Here is a 15486-nt window from a genome sequence, read left to right on the forward strand (position 1 = left end):
GGCGATGTCCTTCCTGGTGGGGGTCAGCCGGCGACCGGCGACGGCGTCCGGGTGGAACGCGCGGTGAGGACGACGGGTTGGAGGGCGCGCCGGGCGCGCAGGATGTCGGCGGCCACCGCGTCCGCGTCGGCGTGGAAACCGGTCAGCGGACCGGGCCTGCCGTTCCCGATCTGGGTGAACCAGCGGGTGTTCTCGGTCGGGATGCCCAGCGCGAAGAGGTTCGGGTCGGGGCGGCCGAGGGCGTCGACGACGTGGAACGGCGCGCGGGTGACGGCGATGCCGCCCGCGGCGAACCGCTGCCCGGTGACCGGGTCGGTGTTGACGTGCTCGCTGACCAGGCCGTCCGCGAGGAGCCTGCCGTACAGCTCGTCGGTGTTGGCGCTGAGCCGGGGCCGCGGAATGCGGGCGTCGACCAGGGTGGTGACCTCGCGGCGCGAGCCGCGCACCTGGTTCGAGCGCAGGACGAACGTGCCGGAGTCCGGGTCGGTCGTGACCTCCGTGCCGGGACCGACGACGGTGAGCACGCCGGCGCGGATGAGCGCGCACGCCTGCGCCACGCGGGACGCGGGCGGACCGGCCGAGACCATGGTGTTGATCGGGTTGAACCAGGACAGGAAGTCGTCCCGGTGCGAGCCGGGGCGCAGCCCGGCGAACTCGACGGCCTGGCGGACGCTGCCGCGGATGTCGCGCAGGATGTCCAGCGCCGCCTTCAGCGGGTTGTCGACGTTGCCCTGCCGGGCGTGCGCGATGTCCCGTCCGAGCAGGTCCAGCAGGTGGTCGTGGAAGTGACCGGGGTCGGTGAACTCCAGGCCGCTGAACGGCCGCGCCAGCCGCGGCAGGTCCACCGGCTCCACGTCGTCCACGCCGAACTCGGCGAGCAGCCGCCGCACGGGCGGGGCGTCGTGCGGCTGCCGCAGCTCCTGGTGGCGTGCGGCGAAGAGCCCGGCCGCCTCGTCGCCGTGCCTGCGGCGCACGTGGGTCGTGTAGTAGACGTGCTCGACCTCCAGGCGCAGCAGGGGCAGGACGTCGCGCTGGAAGTCGAGCTGCGCGGAGCCGTCCGCCCGCTGCGCGGCGCGCCGGGCCTCCGTGATGGCGTCGACGGTCGCGATCACCGGCCGGTAGCGGTAGGTGGGCGCCTTCTGGTTGCGGCCGCGGGCGAGCATCACCAGCCCGCTGCGCGAACCGGCGACCAGCCGCGGTTCCCGGCCGCTGGGCAGGTAGACCGTCTCGCCGTCCTCCTCGGCGAACCGCCCGCCGCGGCCGAGGGTCAGCTCGGCCACCACGTCGAAGAACGTCAGCCCGAGACCGATGACGCCCACCTGCTCACCGGGTTCCACCAGCGACAACGGCATGTCGGCCGCCGAGTCGCCGCGCAGGTAGCGCAGCGGCGGGCGGGTCCGGGCGAACGTGAGCAGCGCGGCTTCCTCGTCGTCCGGCGCGTTGCGGGGGTGGCCGGTGGTGAGCACGACCTTGTCGACCGCGATCCGGCGCCCGCCCGAGCCGACGACCACCGTGCGGCCGTCCCGGCGGTCCAGGTTGACCGCCGCCTCGGCCACGTGGTGGACCAGCACGCCCGGCGGCGCGTGCTCGACCATGCTCTCGTAAGCCATGCGGAGGTACTGGCCGTAGGCGGCGCGGGGGCCGTAGTCGTCCGGGCCGATCGCCGCCCACTTCGGGTCGGGGTGGACGGCGAGCCACTCGGCGAACGACGGACCGTGGCCGGCCCGGGTGGGACCGCCGTCGGGGCCCGACGAGAACGCGCTCACCTCGCCCGCGGCGGTGTTCATCAGCAGCCACTCGCTCTGGGAAGTCCGCCAGATCCGACCGGCTCCGGCTTCACCGGGCTCGAACACCCAAATCCGCACCTCGTCCGCCGGAGTGTTCCCGGCCAGCCGTAAGAGCAGCCTTTCCAGCACGGAAAGCCCGCGCGGACCGGCGCCCACGATCGCCACGTCCGGATACGCGCGCAGCGCAGCGTCAGACACGAGTTCCCTTTCGTCGAATTCGAATGTCCACCGGATATCAAGCGAGGTGGATTAATCGCTCACGACGAAGGTAATTGCGCGCCCGAAGCGGGCACAACAAGACATCCTCGATGTCTGGATCGAAGAAGGAGATGCCCGGTTCGCCCGGGTTACCCCCGGCCCGACGGCGGGCGCCACACGTCGCCCGCCACGAGGTCGCCGAACCCCATCCAGACCAGGTTCATCAGGCGCGCGGCCACGACGACGGCCGGCTCGTCCGGGTTGTCGAGCCACCAGTCGGCCAGCGACTCGCCCGCGCCGACGAGCGCGGCGGCCAGCGACTCGGCCTCCTTGTCACCCGCGCGCGGCACGTCGGCGAAGTCCGACGAGTGCACGAGCAGCGCGGCCACCAGGCTGATCGCCCGGCCGCGCATGTCCGCGAGCTCCCGGGCGAACGGCCCGCCCTGCGAGGACGCCTGCCGGTGCAGCACCTGCCAGCTCGCGCGGTTCTCGCCGACGAACCCGAAGAACGCCCGGAGTCCGCTCCACAGCTGGACGTCCGGCGGTTCCTCGGCCTCCACGCCGTTCGCGATCGCCTCCATCATGCGGGTCGCCTCGCGGCGGATGCAGGTGGCGAACAGCTCTTCCTTCGAGCCCAGGTAGGCGTACAGCATGGGCTTGGAGATGCCCGCGACCTCGGAGATCTCGTCCATCGACGCGGCGTGGAAGCCCAGGCGCGAGAAGACGTCCACCGCGGCGTCCATGATCTGCCGTTCGCGCACCGCTCGTGGCAGTCTCTTGGCCCGACCCGAGCGGACCGGCTGCTTCGCGTGCATCACACCCCCTGGATGGCTGGGACAAGATTACTCCCCGCCCCTTGCCGCCCTACCTACTCGCCAGTAGACTTACCACCCAGTAGGTAGCGGAGGTGCCACATGACCATCGACCTGACCACCGAGGCGGTCGCGAAACTCGGCCCGCGGGAGCTGATCTCGACGCTCAAGCAGGTCGACCCCGGCGATCCCGCGCTCAAGGACCTCGACATCGACGTCATCGCGCGCGGGATCGACCCCCGGAAGCTCGGCAAGGACGAGTTCGCCGACCTGCTGGGCGTGCTCGGCACGCTGGCCGACGGCGGCGCCGACCTCGACCTCGCGAAGATGGACGCGCAGAACTTCGCGCGGATCATCTCGCGCGCGTCGAAGGACCAGGTCGAGGCCGTGACGTCCCGGCCGGGGCTGCGCGAGCGCGTGCTGGACGAGGTGTTCCGGCGCATGGAGGCGCACTTCCGCAGCGAGCGCGCCGGCGCCACGCGCGCGGTCGTCCACTTCCACCTGACCGGCGGCTTCGACGGCGACGACGTGTACGAGGTCGTCATCGAGGACGCCAGGTGCACGATCAACAAGGGCGCGACCCGTGACCCCCGGGCCACCGTCGCGTTGGGACCGGTGGAGTTCCTGAAGCTCGCGACCGGCAACGCGTCGGCGCCCGTGCTGTTCATGACCGGCAAGCTGAAGGTCCAGGGCGACCTCGGTTTCGCGGCCGGGTTCATGAGCCTGTTCACCATTCCGAAGGCGTGAGGGGACCATGGGCGGTTTTTCGCTGGAGCTGAACGAGGACCAGGTCGACCTGCGCGAGTGGGTGCACGGCTTCGCGAAGGACGTGATCCGGCCGGCGGCGTCCGAGTGGGACGAGCGCGAGGAGACCCCGTGGCCGGTGATCCAGGAGGCGGCGAAGATCGGCCTGTACGGGTTCGAGGCGCTGGCCACCTGGTTCGCCGACCCCATCGGCCTGTCGCTGCCCATCGCCACCGAGGAGCTGTTCTGGGGTGACGCCGGGATCGCGCTGGCGCTGATGGGCACGGGGCTCGCCGCGGCGGGCATCTTCGCGTCCGGCTCGCCCGAGCAGCTGGCCGAGTGGGTGCCCGAGTGCTTCGGGACCGAGGACGAGCCGAAGCTGGCGGCGTTCTGCGCGTCCGAGCCGCAGGCGGGGTCCGACGTCGCCGGGTACCGGACCCGGGCCGTGTACGACGAGGCGAAGGACGAGTGGGTGATCAACGGCCAGAAGGCGTGGGCGACGAACGGCGGCATCGCCAACGTCCACGTCGTCACCGCGGTCGTCGACCCCGCGCTCGGCGCGCGCGGCCAGGCCGGCTTCATCGTGCCGCCGGGGACGCCCGGCCTGTCGTCGCCGGGGAAGATCAAGAAGCACGGGATGCGGGCGTCGCACACGGCGGACGTGTTCTTCGACGACGTGCGCGTGCCCGGCCGGTGCCTGCTCGGCGGCAAGGAGCGCCTGGACGCCAGGCTCGCCCGCGCCCGTGAGGGCCAGAAGGCCGGCGGCCAGGCCGCGATGGCGACCTTCGAGACCACCCGCCCCACCGTCGGCGCGATGGCGGTGGGCGTGGCGCGTGCGGCGTACGAGTACGCGCTGGAGTACGCGAAGGACCGCGAGGCGTTCGGCCGCAAGATCATCGAGAACCAGTCGATCGCGTTCGACCTGGCGAACATGAAGATGGAGATCGACGCGGCCCGGCTGCTCGTGTGGCGGGCGGCGTGGATGGGTCGCAACAACGTCCCGTTCACGGCGGGCGAGGGGTCGATGTCGAAGCTCAAGGCGGGCGAGGTGTCCGTGTGGGCGACGGAGCGTGCGATCCACATCCTGGGTGGGGCGGGGTACACGCGCGAGCACCCGGTGGAGCGCATGCACCGCGACGCGAAGATCTTCACCATCTTCGAGGGGACGTCGGAGATCCAGCGGTTGGTCGTGGCCAGGGCCATTTCCGGGATGTACATCAAGTGAGTTGATCTCCCGGGCCGCTCCCCCAGGCCGCTCGGGAAAGCGGGCGGGGTCTTCGGGACGCGGAGGACCCCGCCTCCTGCTGTCCCCTCGACGCGCCCTGTCGTTCCGCCTCCTCGGCTCGTCCTCGGCGAATCAACCCCCGAAAGGATGTGTTGGTTAACCCGCTCGGGGTAATCGCCTTGAACCGTGGGCGTGCCCGCGGGATCTGACACCCCGGCAAGAGGAGCAGGAACGATGACGAGTGGAATCACCGAGGGCATGCGCGACTGGACGGGCCGCACCGTCTACGACACCGCCGGCGACAAGATCGGCAAGGTCGGTCAGCTGTGGACGGATGACGACGACGGCCGGCCCAGCTGGGTCACCGTGCACACCGGCCTGTTCGGCATGAACGAGACGTTCGTGCCGGTGCAGGGGATGCACCCCCGCGGCGACGGCGACCTGGAGACGCCGTTCGACAAGGCGCAGGTCAAGGACGCCCCGAACGTCAGCCCGGAGAGCGGGCGCATCGAGCGCGACGACGAGTCGCGCCTGTACTCGCACTACGGGCTCACCGGCGGCCGCACGCGGGAGGACTTCGACGACCGTCGCGCTACGGGCCGTGAGGCCGTCGGGCACGACACGTCCGGGCCGACGACGGACGACGCGATGACCCGCTCCGAGGAGCACCTGCGCGTGGGCACCGAGCAGCGGGAAGCGGGGCGCGCCCGGCTGCGCAAGTACGTGGTGACCGAGCAGGAGCAGGTGTCCGTCCCCGTCACCCGCGAGGAGGTCCGCGTCGAGCGCGAGCCGATCACCGAGGGCAACCGGTCGCAGGCGATGTCGGGTCCTGACATCTCCGACGAGGAGCACGAGGTCACCCTGCACGAGGAGCGCCCGGTCGTGGACACCGAGGCCGTTCCGGTGGAGCGGGTCAGGCTGGCGAAGGAGCAGGTCACCGAGACCGAGACCGTCTCCGGAGAGGTGCGCAAGGAGCGGATCGACACCGAGGGCGACGTCGAGGGCCGCACCCGCGACCAGCGCTGACCGTCCACGGCACGCCGGCGCACCCGCGTGACCGGTGGTCGAAGCCCCGAGGCCGACGAGCCGCGGGGCTGCGGCCACGTGGGGCGGGCGCCGCTCAACCCTGCCGCGCCTCCACGACGACACCGGCGCGGGTGAAGAGGCGGATTCGGGTGGGGCGCCAGTCCAGGGTGACGAAGCTCGTCTCGTCCTGGTTGACGACCTGGACGTCGAAGCCCTCCGCCTCCAGCCTGGGCACGGCGGCGTCCGGCGGGTTCCCCACCAGGTCGGCCAGGTCGAACGACGGTTCCGGTGCGGGGGGTGGGATCACGGGTCCCATTCGACCACGTGTCGACGTTCCTCGGCACGGTCGGTTCGCGGTTACGCTCGGCGCATGATCGGGGTGGTGCAGTGCGTCGTGCTCGACTGTCCGGAGCCCAGGGCGCTGGCGACGTTCTACCAGGGCGTTCTCGGCGGTGAGGTCGATCGGCCGGACCCGCGGTGGTCGGTGGACGACGACTGGGCCACGTTGCACGTCGAGGGCGGGCCGGTGCTGTGCTTCCAGCGGGTGGCGGAGTACGTCGCGCCGGAGTGGCCCGATCCGCGCAGGCCGCAGCAGTTCCACCTGGACGTCGGGGTGGAGGACCTCGGCGTGGCCAGGGCCGAGGTCCTCCGGTTGGGCGGGACGTCGCTGGACGACTCGCACGAGGCGTGGTCCGTGTTCGCCGATCCCGCCGGCCACCCGTTCTGCCTCGTCCGGGAGTAGTCAGCGCCCCGCTTCGACCAGCCACGCCCGTTCGGCGGTGGTGTCGGGGATCTGCGTCTCCCAGCCGTTGACCTTGGCGATCAGCTGCCAGTAGCGCTCGGCCCTCGGGTCGCCGAACTCCTCCATGCGCCGGGACAGCTCGGGGCCCACGCCGGGCACGTCCAGCGCCGACGCCCACCTCTCGTTGATCCTGGCGACGATGGCCGCCGCCTCCGGCGAACGCGGGTCGACCCCGGCGTCCAACGCCTCGCGCGCCTGGGCGAACGCGTACTGGAACGCCTCCATCTGCGCCGGCGTGCTCGGCGACATGTCGGCGCCTTCGGCCCGCAACTCCTGGTGCCGCTCCGACATCCGCCGGATCGACGCCCGGAAGTCCGGGTCCCGCACCAGGTTCGCCAGCTCGATCCACGCCTCCAGCTGCTCGGGCGTCGGGTCGTCCGGCAGCTCCACCCGCACCGACCTCATGTGCTGCTCGAAGTTCGGCTCCAGGTCGAGCCCGCCGAACACCTCGTCGAAGAAGTCGTCGAGGATCGCCTGCCGCTCCTCCTCCGACAGCCGCGCCAACTCGTGCACCATCTCCACCTCCCCGTTCCGCGCCACGACCCGCAGCACGGCCCGGCGCAGCCGGAGCGTGCGCATCTGCGCGTCGATGGCTTCCGCGTGCGTCCGCGCCACCTCGGCGACGGACACCTCCCGTGCCAGGACACGTTGCGCGGTGGGCAGGTCGACGCCCAGGTCGCGCAGGGTCCGCACGAGCTTCAGCCGCGCCAACCCGTCGACGTCGTAGGTGCGGAACCCGCCCGCCGTGCGCCCCGCCACGGGGATCACGCCGGAGTCGGAGTAGAACCGGATCGTCCGCGTGGACAGCCCGGTCATCCGCGCCAGTTCGCCGATCGAGTAGTGCGTCACGGGGACCACCCTGAACTTTCCAGTCACTGGAACTTCAACCCGATTAACGCACGGCCGCTCGCCCAGCCGGCAAGTGAAGATCGGTCTGACGGTGGTCGCGGGCTTCGGCGGTGTCGTCGCGCTCGCGGTCAACTACCGCAGGCAGCGGGTCACCGAGGCGGCGCACGTGCTGACGCTCGGCCAGGAGGAGCGCGAGCGGACCAAGCTGTTCAACGAGGCCGGGGATCGGGACCTGACCCCGCCGTGAGAACGGGCCGGCACCCGAGTGGGTGCCGGCCCGTTCGCGGTCGACCGGTCAGTACGTGATCGCCACGCCGGGGTCGGCGAGGAGCGCGCCCACGTCGGCCAGGAACTGCGAGCCCTGCTGGCCGTCGACCACGCGGTGGTCGAAGCTGAGGGCCAGCTGGCACACCTTGCGCGGGACGACCTGGCCGTCCACCACCCACGGCATGTCCCGGATCGCGCCCAGGGCGAGGATCGCCGACTCGCCGGGGTTGATGATCGGGGTGCCGGTGTCGACGCCGAAGACGCCGACGTTGGTGATGGTGATCGTGCCGCCCATCATGTCGGCGGGCGTGGTCTTGCCGTCGCGGGCGGTCGTGGCCAGCTCTTCCAGTGCCACGGCCAGCTCGCGCAGTGACATGCGGTCGGCGTCGCGGACCTTGGGGACCACGAGACCGCGCGGCGTCGCGGCGGCGATGCCCAGGTGCACGTAGTCCTTGTAGACGATCTCCTGCGCCGCCTCGTCCCACGTCGCGTTGACGTCGGGCGTGCGGCGGGCGGCCAGGACGACCGCCTTGGCGGCGAACGCCAGCGGCGTGAGCTTGACGCCGCGGAACTCCGGCGCGTTCTTCAGGCGCGCGCGCAGCTCCATCATCGGCGTCACGTCGACGGTCAGGAACTCCGTGACGTGCGGCGCGGTGAACGCGCTGTCCACCATCGCCTGCGCGGTCGCCTTGCGGACGCCCTTGATCGGCACCCGCCGCTCACGCGTGCCGTTGTCCGCAGTGGACGGTGACGGCGCGGCCGCCGGCGCGGCGACGGCCGCTTCGACGTCCTCGCGCGTGATCACGCCACCCGGGCCCGAGCCCGACAGGGCGTACAGGTCGACGCCCAGGTCCTTGGCCAGCTTCCGCACCGGCGGCTTGGCCAGCGGCACGTAACCACCCGGAGGGGTCGCGACGGGCGTGGCGACAGGAGCCGGAGCCGGGGCGGGGGCAGGAGCCGGGGCCGGGGCGGCAACGGGAGCCGGGGCAGCGGCGACCGGAGCGGCGGCGACCGGAGCGGCGGCGACCGGGGCGGCGGCGACCGGGGCGTCCTTGCGCGGACGGCGCTTGGCCGCACCCGCGCGCGGGCCGTACCCGACCAGCGTCGCGATCCGACCGCCCGGCATCTCCTCGCCGATCTTGCCGTTCGACTCGGCGGGAGCGGCGGCCGACGCGGCCGGAGCCGGCGCCGACGGAGCCGCGGCGGCGCCGGACGGGTCCACGTCGATGGTGATGATCGGCACGCCGACCTCGACCGTCTGGCCGACCTCGGCCAGCAGCTCGGTCACCACGCCGTCCCACGGGCACGGCAGCTCGACGGCCGCCTTGGCGGTCTCGATCTCGACGATGATCTGGTTGACCTTCACCGCGTCACCCGGCTTGACGTGCCAGGTGAGGATCTCGGCCTCGGTCAGCCCCTCTGCCGTGTCGGGCATGGGGAACTGCTTGAACTGCGGCACAGTCGTCCCCCTACCAGGCCAGCGAGCGGTCGACGGCGTGCAGCACGCGGTCGAGGTCGGGGAGGAACTCCTCCTCCAACTTCGACGGCGGGTACGGCGTGTCGAAACCGGTCACCCGCAGCACGGGCGCTTGCAGGGAGTAGAAGCACTCCTCCTGCACCTTGGCCGCGATCTCGCTGGAGATGGAGGACTCGCTCGGCGCCTCCGTCACCACGATGAGCCGACCGGTGCGCCGCACCGACTCGTACACCGGCGCGAGGTCCAGCGGGGACAGCGTGCGCAGGTCGACGACCTCCAGCGAACGCCCCTCCTCGGCGGCCGCGGCGGCGGCGTCGAGCGACGTCCGCACCGACGGGCCGTACGTCACGATCGTGACGTCCGAGCCGGTGGTGAGGGTGCGCGACCGGAACAGCGGTCCGGGCGCGGCGGTCGTGTCGACCTCGCCCTTCTCGTAGTAGCGGCGCTTGGGCTCGAAGAACAGCACCGGGTCGTCGCAGTCGATGGCCTGCTGGATCATCCAGTACGCGTCGGCCGGGTTCGAGCACGCGACGACCTTCAGGCCGGCGGTGTGCGCGAAGTACGACTCGGGCGACTCGGAGTGGTGCTCAACCGCGCCGATGCCGCCGCCGAACGGCACCCGGATCACCATGGGCAGCTTCAGCCGGCCCTGGGTGCGGTAGTGCAGCTTGGCGACCTGCGACACGATCTGGTCGAAGCCGGGGAAGATGAACCCGTCGAACTGGATCTCGCACACGGGCCGGTAGCCGCGGATCGCGAGGCCGACGGCGGTGCCGATGATGCCGGACTCGGACAGCGGCGTGTCCAGCACGCGCTGCTCGCCGAAGTCCTTCTGCAGGCCGTCGGTGATGCGGAAGACGCCGCCGAGCTTGCCGACGTCCTCACCCATCACGATGACCTTGGGGTTGGCCTCCATCGACGCGCGCAGGCCGTTGTTCAGGGCCTTCGCGATGGTCAGCGTCTGCACCGCGGCGGGCGCGGCGGACGTGGGGCGGTCCATCGTCGGAGCAGCCATCAGTGCTCACCTCCCGCGAAACCGGCGTGGTACGCCAGGAACTCGTCGCGCTGCGCCTCCAGGACGGGGTTGCCCTCGGCGTACACCTCGCTGAAGATCCGCTCGGCGGGCGGGTCGGGCAGGTTGACGCAGTAGTCGCGCAGCTCGATCGCGATCTGCTCGGCCTCGGCCTCGATCGACTCGAAGAACGCCTGGTCGGCCCACTGCTGCTTGACGAGGTGGACCTTGACGCGCTCGATCGGGTCCTTCAGCTTCCACAGCTCCAGCTCGTCGGAGAGCCGGTAGCGGGACGGGTCGTCGGACGTGGTGTGCGCGTCCATCCGGTAGGTGAAGGCCTCGATGAGGATCGGGCCGTTGCCCTGCCGGCACTCCTCCAGCGCCCAGCGGGTGACGGCGAGCGTGGCGAGCACGTCGTTGCCGTCGACCCGGATGCCGGGGAAGCCGTAGCCGCGGGCCCGCTGGTAGAGCGGGAGCCGGGACTGGCGCTCGGTGGGCTCGGAGATGGCCCACTGGTTGTTCTGGCAGAAGAACACCAGCGGCGCGTCGTAGACGGCGGCCCAGACGAAGCCCTCGTGGACGTCGCCCTGGCTGGTCGCGCCGTCGCCGAAGAAGCAGATGGTGGCCTCGCCGTCGGCGTCGCCCACCTTGCCGTCGAACTTCTGGCCCATGGCGTAGCCGGCCGCGTTGAGCACCTGGTTGCCGATGACGATCGTGTACGGGTGGAACCTGGTCGCGACCGGGTCCCAGGTGCCGTTGTCGGTGCCGCGGAAGATGCCGAGCAGCTCGGTCGGCTTGACGCCGCGCGTCCACGCGATGCCGTGCTCGCGGTAGCTCGGGAACGCCATGTCCTCGGGGCGCATCGCCCGGCCGGCGCCGATCTGCGCGGCCTCCTGGCCGAGCAGCGGCACCCAGATGCCGAGCTGGCCCTTGCGCTGGAGCGCGTTCGCCTCGCGGTCGACCCGGCGGACCAGGACCATGTCGCGGTACAGGCCGCGCAGCTCCTCACCCGTGATGTCGATGTCGAAGTCCGGGTGCTGGACGCGCTCACCCTCGGGGGTGAGCAGCTGCACCAGGTCGGCGCCGCCCTCGTCTGTCGCTCGCAAGCCTGCGATCACCTGTTCCGCTGTCGGTTTGGCAGCAGTGGCCGGCGCGGCATCCGGCCCTGGGTGCGTCCATTTCTCGGGGGACGACATGCGCCTTGTCTCCTCGTCTACGAGGCCGCCCGGTCGCTTGTGACGACACTGCGCGGCTGCACCGCCAGTCGCCGTCGTCCCCTGGGTGTCGGGGCTCGGGCAACCGTCGGCGCTGACGGTGTTCTCATCCACATCCTGACATGGCCTCACTCGACATGGTGAGCCCCATCCCAGTTCGTGACTTCCTGTGCAGCGTTCTGACGTGCGGTAACGGTTGGACGGCCAATCTTCGGCAGTCCGAGTAGAGCGTTCGAATACCGAACGTCCGCGTCCCGGTTACCGATCGTTAACCACCGTCCGTAGGGTTGCGCACACGTGCCGTCGGCCGAAACGGCCCACGTCGGCACGCCCTGCGTTGGATGGACTACCGACCATCGGCCGGACAGACCATTTCCACCAAGCGAAACCTCGCCGGTCACGCCGATCGGGCCGCGCACCAGGGGCGACGGGCACGCGGGCCGTGACAGGATCGGGACGTGGACCGTTCAGCGCTGACCCGTACCGTTCGCGGGCTCTGGGACGACGACATCCTCCCGAGCCTGTCCGCCTTGGTCGCGGTGCCCGCGATCTCCCCCGCCTTCGACCCCGCGTGGGCCGCGCACGGCCACCTGGCCGCCGCCGTGGAGCACGTGCGCGCCTGGCTCGCCGACCGCGACCTGCCCGGCGCCACCGTGGAGGTCGTCCAGCTGCCCGACCGCACGCCCGTGCTACTGGTCGACGTGCCCGGCACGGCCGACACCTCCGACACCGTGCTCCTGTACGGGCACCTGGACAAGCAGCCGCCGGTCGGCGGCTGGGGCGACGGGCTCGGGCCGTGGACCCCGGTCGTGCGCGACGGGCGGCTGTACGGCCGCGGCGCCGCCGACGACGGCTACTCCGGCTACGCGGCCATCGTCGCCATCGAGGGCGTCCGGCGAGCCGGCGGCACGCACTCGCGGTGCGTCGTGCTGCTGGAGACCGGCGAGGAGTCCGGCAGCCCGGACCTGCCCGCGTACCTCGACCACCTGCGACCGCGGCTCGGCGACGTGTCGCTGGTCGTGTGCCTCGACTCGGGCGGCAACGACTACGACCGGATGTGGCTGACCACGTCCCTGCGCGGGCTGGCGCAGGCCACCGTCACCGTGCGGGTGCTGGAGAGCGGGCTGCACTCGGGCATGGCGAGCGGGATCGTGCCGTCGTCGTTCCGGATCGCGCGGCAGCTGCTCGACCGGCTGGAGGACTCGGCGACCGGCGAGGTGCTGGTGCCGGAGATGCACGTGGAGATCCCGGAGAACCGGATCGCCGAGGTGCGCGAGGCGGTGGCCAGCGCGCCCGGCGTGCTGGTCGGGAGCGTGCCGTGGGCGGCGGGGACGCAGCCGATGGGCTCCGACGAGGTCGAGCTGGCCCTGAACGCGGGGTGGCGGCCGACGTTGTCGATCACCGGCGCGGACGGGATGCCGTCGCCCGACGACGCGGGCAACGTGCTGCGGCCGTTCACCACGCTGGTGCTGAGCTTCCGGCTGCCGCCGACGGCCGACTCGGCGGCCGCGATGGAGGCGGTGAAGCGGGCGTTGACGACCGACGTGCCGTACGGGGCGTCGGTGGAGCTGTCACGCGTGGAGTTCGCCGACGGCTGGAACGCGCCGGAGTTGGCGCCGTGGCTGCGGGAGACGTTGGACCGGGTCGGCAAGGAGGTGTTCGACGCGCCGTGGCGGACGGTGTCGCTGGGCGGCTCGATCCCGTTCATGGGGCTGCTGCACGAGGCGTACCCGCAAGCCCAGTTCCTGGTCACGGGCGCGGTCGGGCCGGACTCCAACTGCCACGTGCCGGACGAGTGGCTGCACCTCGCGCACGCCGCCCGGATCACCGAGGCCGTCGCCGTGGTGCTGGACGCGCACGCGCGCCGTTGACGGGACGCCGGCCGTGCGCCCCCGGTGCGCGGTCGGCCCGTCGCGGGGTCACGTCGCCCAACGCCGGTTGAGGTCGCGCAGCAGGCTGCGGCCGGCGTCCGGGTTGGTGCCGGCGTAGCGGCGGGCGCGGGCGAGGTCGTCGAAGTCGAGGAGGCGTATCCGCTCCTCGGTGAGGTCCGCGGTGAAGATCTGCCGCGCCGTGGCGAGGAAGTGCACGCGCGCGGCGACGGCGTCCCTGAGCTGGCGGGCGCGCTCGGACCTCCCGGAGTACGCGCCGAGGATGCCGTCCCCGTAGGTCTTGAGGTCGGCGGCGGGGCGCTCGTCCAGCAGGCGGAGGAGGGCGGTGACGCCCTCGCGGTCGTCCACGGCGGTCAGCGCGTCGGCGGTGGCCTGGCAGGCGCGGGTCAGCTCGGCCTCGGCGAGCGCGGCCACCACGTCCGCGAGGTCGCGTCCCGGCCGGTCGCGGCCCAGGTCCACGATGGCCCGGGCGGTGTGGACGAGCTGGCGGGCCAGGCCGCCGGAGAACACGTACGCCAGGGCGTGGAACTGCTCGGACAGGTCGAGGACGTACCGCCGGAGCAGCTTGCGGGCGTACTCGAAGTCGAGGTAGTCGACCCGGACGACCTCGTCGAACGAGCTGTCGAAGACGCTGCGCAGGCCGATGCCGGACAGCTCGAAGTCGTGCTGCGCCTCGGTGGAGACCGACACCAGGTAGTAGCAGCCCTGGACGTCGAAGATGGCCTTGACCTCGTTGAGGAGCCTGCGGGCGGGCTCGCCGGTGCCGATGCGGTCCAGCTCGTCGATGCCGATGATCACCCGGCCGGGTTCGAGCTCACGCTCGGTGGCCTGCTCGGCGGCGATCCGGCCCAGGAACACCCGGAAGCGCTTCACCACCTCCGGGTACGTGAGCGGCCGGCCGGCCAAAGTGACGGCGCGCTTGCCGGCCAGCTCGAAACCCTTGAGCCCGCCCTTGCCGCTGATCTCGTCGGTGTGCGTGCGGACGTAGTCGAGCGCCGTCAGGTGGTCGCGGGCGATCGCCACCAGCGGGTGCGGCCGGATCTCGCGCCGCCACCGCCGGCGGCCCCGCCCGGGCTCGCCGAACCGGGCGATCACCGCCTCGCACACCTCGGTGAACAGGTGCACGACGAACTCCTGCGGCACGTAGTCGACCGGCGCGGACACCAGCACGGCCAGGTCGGGCGCGCGGCCCGGCGCCCGGTACCGCCCGCCGCAGAACGCCCGGAGCAGGTTCGTCTTCCCCGCGCCGCGCGGTCCGGCGACGGCGAAGCTGCCGCCGTCGAGCCGGTCGACCAGCCCGGCCAGCACGGCGCCGGCGGGCGTCGGGACGTGCATCCGCAGCGGGTCGGCGCGCACCAGGGGCGCGACCTCCCGCACCGTCAGCGTGGTCGCGTGGACGGGCGGCGTGACGTCGTTCAGCGTGCTGTAGAGGACCGGCAGCACGCCGTCGACCAGCACGCTCTCCTCCCACGCGGCCAGCGCGGCGCGCGCCACCTCGCCCCGGCCCGACAGCCGGAAGCTCCGGAACACCGTGCGGACGGTGAGCAGGGCCGACGCGTAGACCACGCCGACGCCCGCGAGCGCGAACGGCCAGGCCGGCGCGTCGAGCCGCAGCAACGGCTCCGCGGACGTCACGGGAAGCACGCACCCGCAGCCGAGCCAGGCGATCGCCAGCCGGCGGCTGAAGCGCCCCTCGGACCAGTTCATCAGCAACAAAGCGCCGACCACGAGCGCGAACGCCGCCGCCCCGCCGACGACCGCGAGCACCCCGGCCCGGGACAGGCCGACCAGGAGTGCGACGTGCCAGCCGAGGGCCGCGAAGCCCAGGACCGGCGTGGCGAGCAGCACCCACCGGCCGACCGGGGCGTTCAGCTCGAACAACGCCCACCACCCCGGCCGCACGTCCCGGTACCGCTGCTCGGCCTGGCGCGCGGCGGCCAGCACGGCGCCCTCCGCACCGCTCAGCGCGTCCACCAGGCGCTCCCGCGTCACGTGCCCCGCCGCGGCGAGCCGCACCTCCGGGCGCTCCAGCGCCGTCGACACCGCGCGCTCCAGCACCCGCTGCGGGTCGTCGACGCCGCGGTACCAGGGAGGTAAGTGGTAGTCCACGGAGCGTGACGATGACACCCCTCGGACAGGGTTTGCAAACACCGGGCAGGACTGTGACCTAACCCGCCGGTAACC

The 15486-nt window shown here is 72.2% G+C and carries 14 protein-coding genes; 6 read left to right on the top strand and 8 right to left on the bottom strand.

Translation table 11 applies throughout. The annotated features are described in order from the left end of the window. Positions 1-23 precede the first annotated feature (23 nt). Positions 24-1985 (bottom strand): FAD/NAD(P)-binding protein, encoded by a 1962-nt coding sequence (locus ACRAKH_RS34175; RefSeq protein ID WP_380719003.1) that lies wholly within the window; start codon positions 1983-1985, stop codon positions 24-26. Positions 1986-2134: 149 nt separating this feature from the next. Further along, positions 2135-2800 carry a TetR/AcrR family transcriptional regulator gene (locus ACRAKH_RS34180; RefSeq protein ID WP_380719005.1) on the bottom strand — a complete coding sequence of 222 codons (666 nt, stop codon included), beginning with the start codon at positions 2798-2800 and terminating at the stop codon, positions 2135-2137. Between the two features lie 99 nt (positions 2801-2899). Here ACRAKH_RS34180 and ACRAKH_RS34185 point away from each other — a divergent pair, with 99 nt between their 5' ends. From ACRAKH_RS34185 to ACRAKH_RS34195, 3 genes are all read left to right on the top strand, one after another. Beyond that, positions 2900-3544, top strand: coding sequence for an SCP2 sterol-binding domain-containing protein (locus ACRAKH_RS34185; RefSeq protein ID WP_380719007.1), 645 nt, complete (start codon positions 2900-2902; stop codon positions 3542-3544). Between the two features lie 7 nt (positions 3545-3551). After that, a complete protein-coding gene (locus tag ACRAKH_RS34190; protein WP_380719009.1) occupies positions 3552-4766 on the top strand; it encodes an acyl-CoA dehydrogenase family protein in 1215 nt (404 codons plus the stop codon). Positions 4767-5000: 234 nt separating this feature from the next. After that, positions 5001-5792: a DUF2382 domain-containing protein gene (locus tag ACRAKH_RS34195; RefSeq protein WP_380719011.1), complete on the top strand. Its 792-nt coding sequence runs from the start codon at positions 5001-5003 to the stop codon at positions 5790-5792. Between the two features lie 94 nt (positions 5793-5886). Here ACRAKH_RS34195 and ACRAKH_RS34200 read toward each other — a convergent pair whose 3' ends face one another. Next, positions 5887-6099: a hypothetical protein gene (locus tag ACRAKH_RS34200; protein WP_380719013.1), complete on the bottom strand. Its 213-nt coding sequence runs from the start codon at positions 6097-6099 to the stop codon at positions 5887-5889. Between the two features lie 63 nt (positions 6100-6162). Here ACRAKH_RS34200 and ACRAKH_RS34205 point away from each other — a divergent pair, with 63 nt between their 5' ends. After that, complete coding sequence (locus tag ACRAKH_RS34205) at positions 6163-6534, top strand: VOC family protein (RefSeq protein ID WP_380719016.1); 372 nt, start codon at positions 6163-6165, stop codon at positions 6532-6534. On the opposite strand, the gene ACRAKH_RS34210 is transcribed toward ACRAKH_RS34205, so the two are convergent. Continuing rightward, positions 6535-7443: a helix-turn-helix domain-containing protein gene (locus ACRAKH_RS34210; protein ID WP_380719018.1), complete on the bottom strand. Its 909-nt coding sequence runs from the start codon at positions 7441-7443 to the stop codon at positions 6535-6537. Between the two features lie 73 nt (positions 7444-7516). Between ACRAKH_RS34210 and ACRAKH_RS34215 the strand changes: the two genes are divergently transcribed. After that, entirely contained in the window at positions 7517-7690 is a 174-nt protein-coding gene (locus ACRAKH_RS34215) for a hypothetical protein (protein ID WP_380719020.1), read from the top strand. Between the two features lie 48 nt (positions 7691-7738). Here ACRAKH_RS34215 and ACRAKH_RS34220 read toward each other — a convergent pair whose 3' ends face one another. From ACRAKH_RS34220 to pdhA, 3 genes are read right to left on the bottom strand one after another with little or no spacing between them, the layout of a single operon-like run. Next, on the bottom strand, positions 7739-9169 hold the full coding sequence (locus ACRAKH_RS34220) for a dihydrolipoamide acetyltransferase family protein (RefSeq protein WP_447009532.1): 1431 nt from the start codon (positions 9167-9169) through the stop codon (positions 7739-7741). Between the two features lie 10 nt (positions 9170-9179). Continuing rightward, positions 9180-10202: an alpha-ketoacid dehydrogenase subunit beta gene (locus tag ACRAKH_RS34225; protein WP_380725093.1), complete on the bottom strand. Its 1023-nt coding sequence runs from the start codon at positions 10200-10202 to the stop codon at positions 9180-9182. Next, positions 10202-11395 carry a pyruvate dehydrogenase (acetyl-transferring) E1 component subunit alpha gene (gene pdhA, locus ACRAKH_RS34230; RefSeq protein WP_380725091.1) on the bottom strand — a complete coding sequence of 398 codons (1194 nt, stop codon included), beginning with the start codon at positions 11393-11395 and terminating at the stop codon, positions 10202-10204. Before pdhA ends, ACRAKH_RS34225 begins: the two co-directional genes overlap by 1 nt. Before the next feature lie 476 nt (positions 11396-11871). Here pdhA and ACRAKH_RS34235 point away from each other — a divergent pair, with 476 nt between their 5' ends. Continuing rightward, positions 11872-13284, top strand: a complete 1413-nt coding sequence (locus ACRAKH_RS34235; RefSeq protein WP_380725089.1) for a M20/M25/M40 family metallo-hydrolase — start codon at positions 11872-11874, stop codon at positions 13282-13284. Between the two features lie 48 nt (positions 13285-13332). Here ACRAKH_RS34235 and ACRAKH_RS34240 read toward each other — a convergent pair whose 3' ends face one another. Continuing rightward, a complete protein-coding gene (locus tag ACRAKH_RS34240; protein ID WP_380725087.1) occupies positions 13333-15411 on the bottom strand; it encodes a hypothetical protein in 2079 nt (692 codons plus the stop codon). Between the last annotated feature and the right edge of the window lie 75 nt (positions 15412-15486).

Source organism: Saccharothrix hoggarensis, assembly GCF_052936025.1.

Excerpts from the sequence above, each read along its gene's own strand:
- ACRAKH_RS34180 (WP_380719005.1), bottom strand. The coding sequence starts at position 2,800 with ATGCACGCGAAGCAGCCGGTCCGCTCGGGTCGGGCCAAGAGACTGCCA.
- ACRAKH_RS34185 (WP_380719007.1), top strand. The coding sequence starts at position 2,900 with ATGACCATCGACCTGACCACCGAGGCGGTCGCGAAACTCGGCCCGCGG.
- ACRAKH_RS34190 (WP_380719009.1), top strand. The coding sequence starts at position 3,552 with ATGGGCGGTTTTTCGCTGGAGCTGAACGAGGACCAGGTCGACCTGCGC.
- ACRAKH_RS34195 (WP_380719011.1), top strand. The coding sequence starts at position 5,001 with ATGACGAGTGGAATCACCGAGGGCATGCGCGACTGGACGGGCCGCACC.
- ACRAKH_RS34205 (WP_380719016.1), top strand. The coding sequence starts at position 6,163 with ATGATCGGGGTGGTGCAGTGCGTCGTGCTCGACTGTCCGGAGCCCAGG.
- ACRAKH_RS34225 (WP_380725093.1), bottom strand. The coding sequence starts at position 10,202 with ATGGCTGCTCCGACGATGGACCGCCCCACGTCCGCCGCGCCCGCCGCG.
- pdhA (WP_380725091.1), bottom strand. The coding sequence starts at position 11,395 with ATGTCGTCCCCCGAGAAATGGACGCACCCAGGGCCGGATGCCGCGCCG.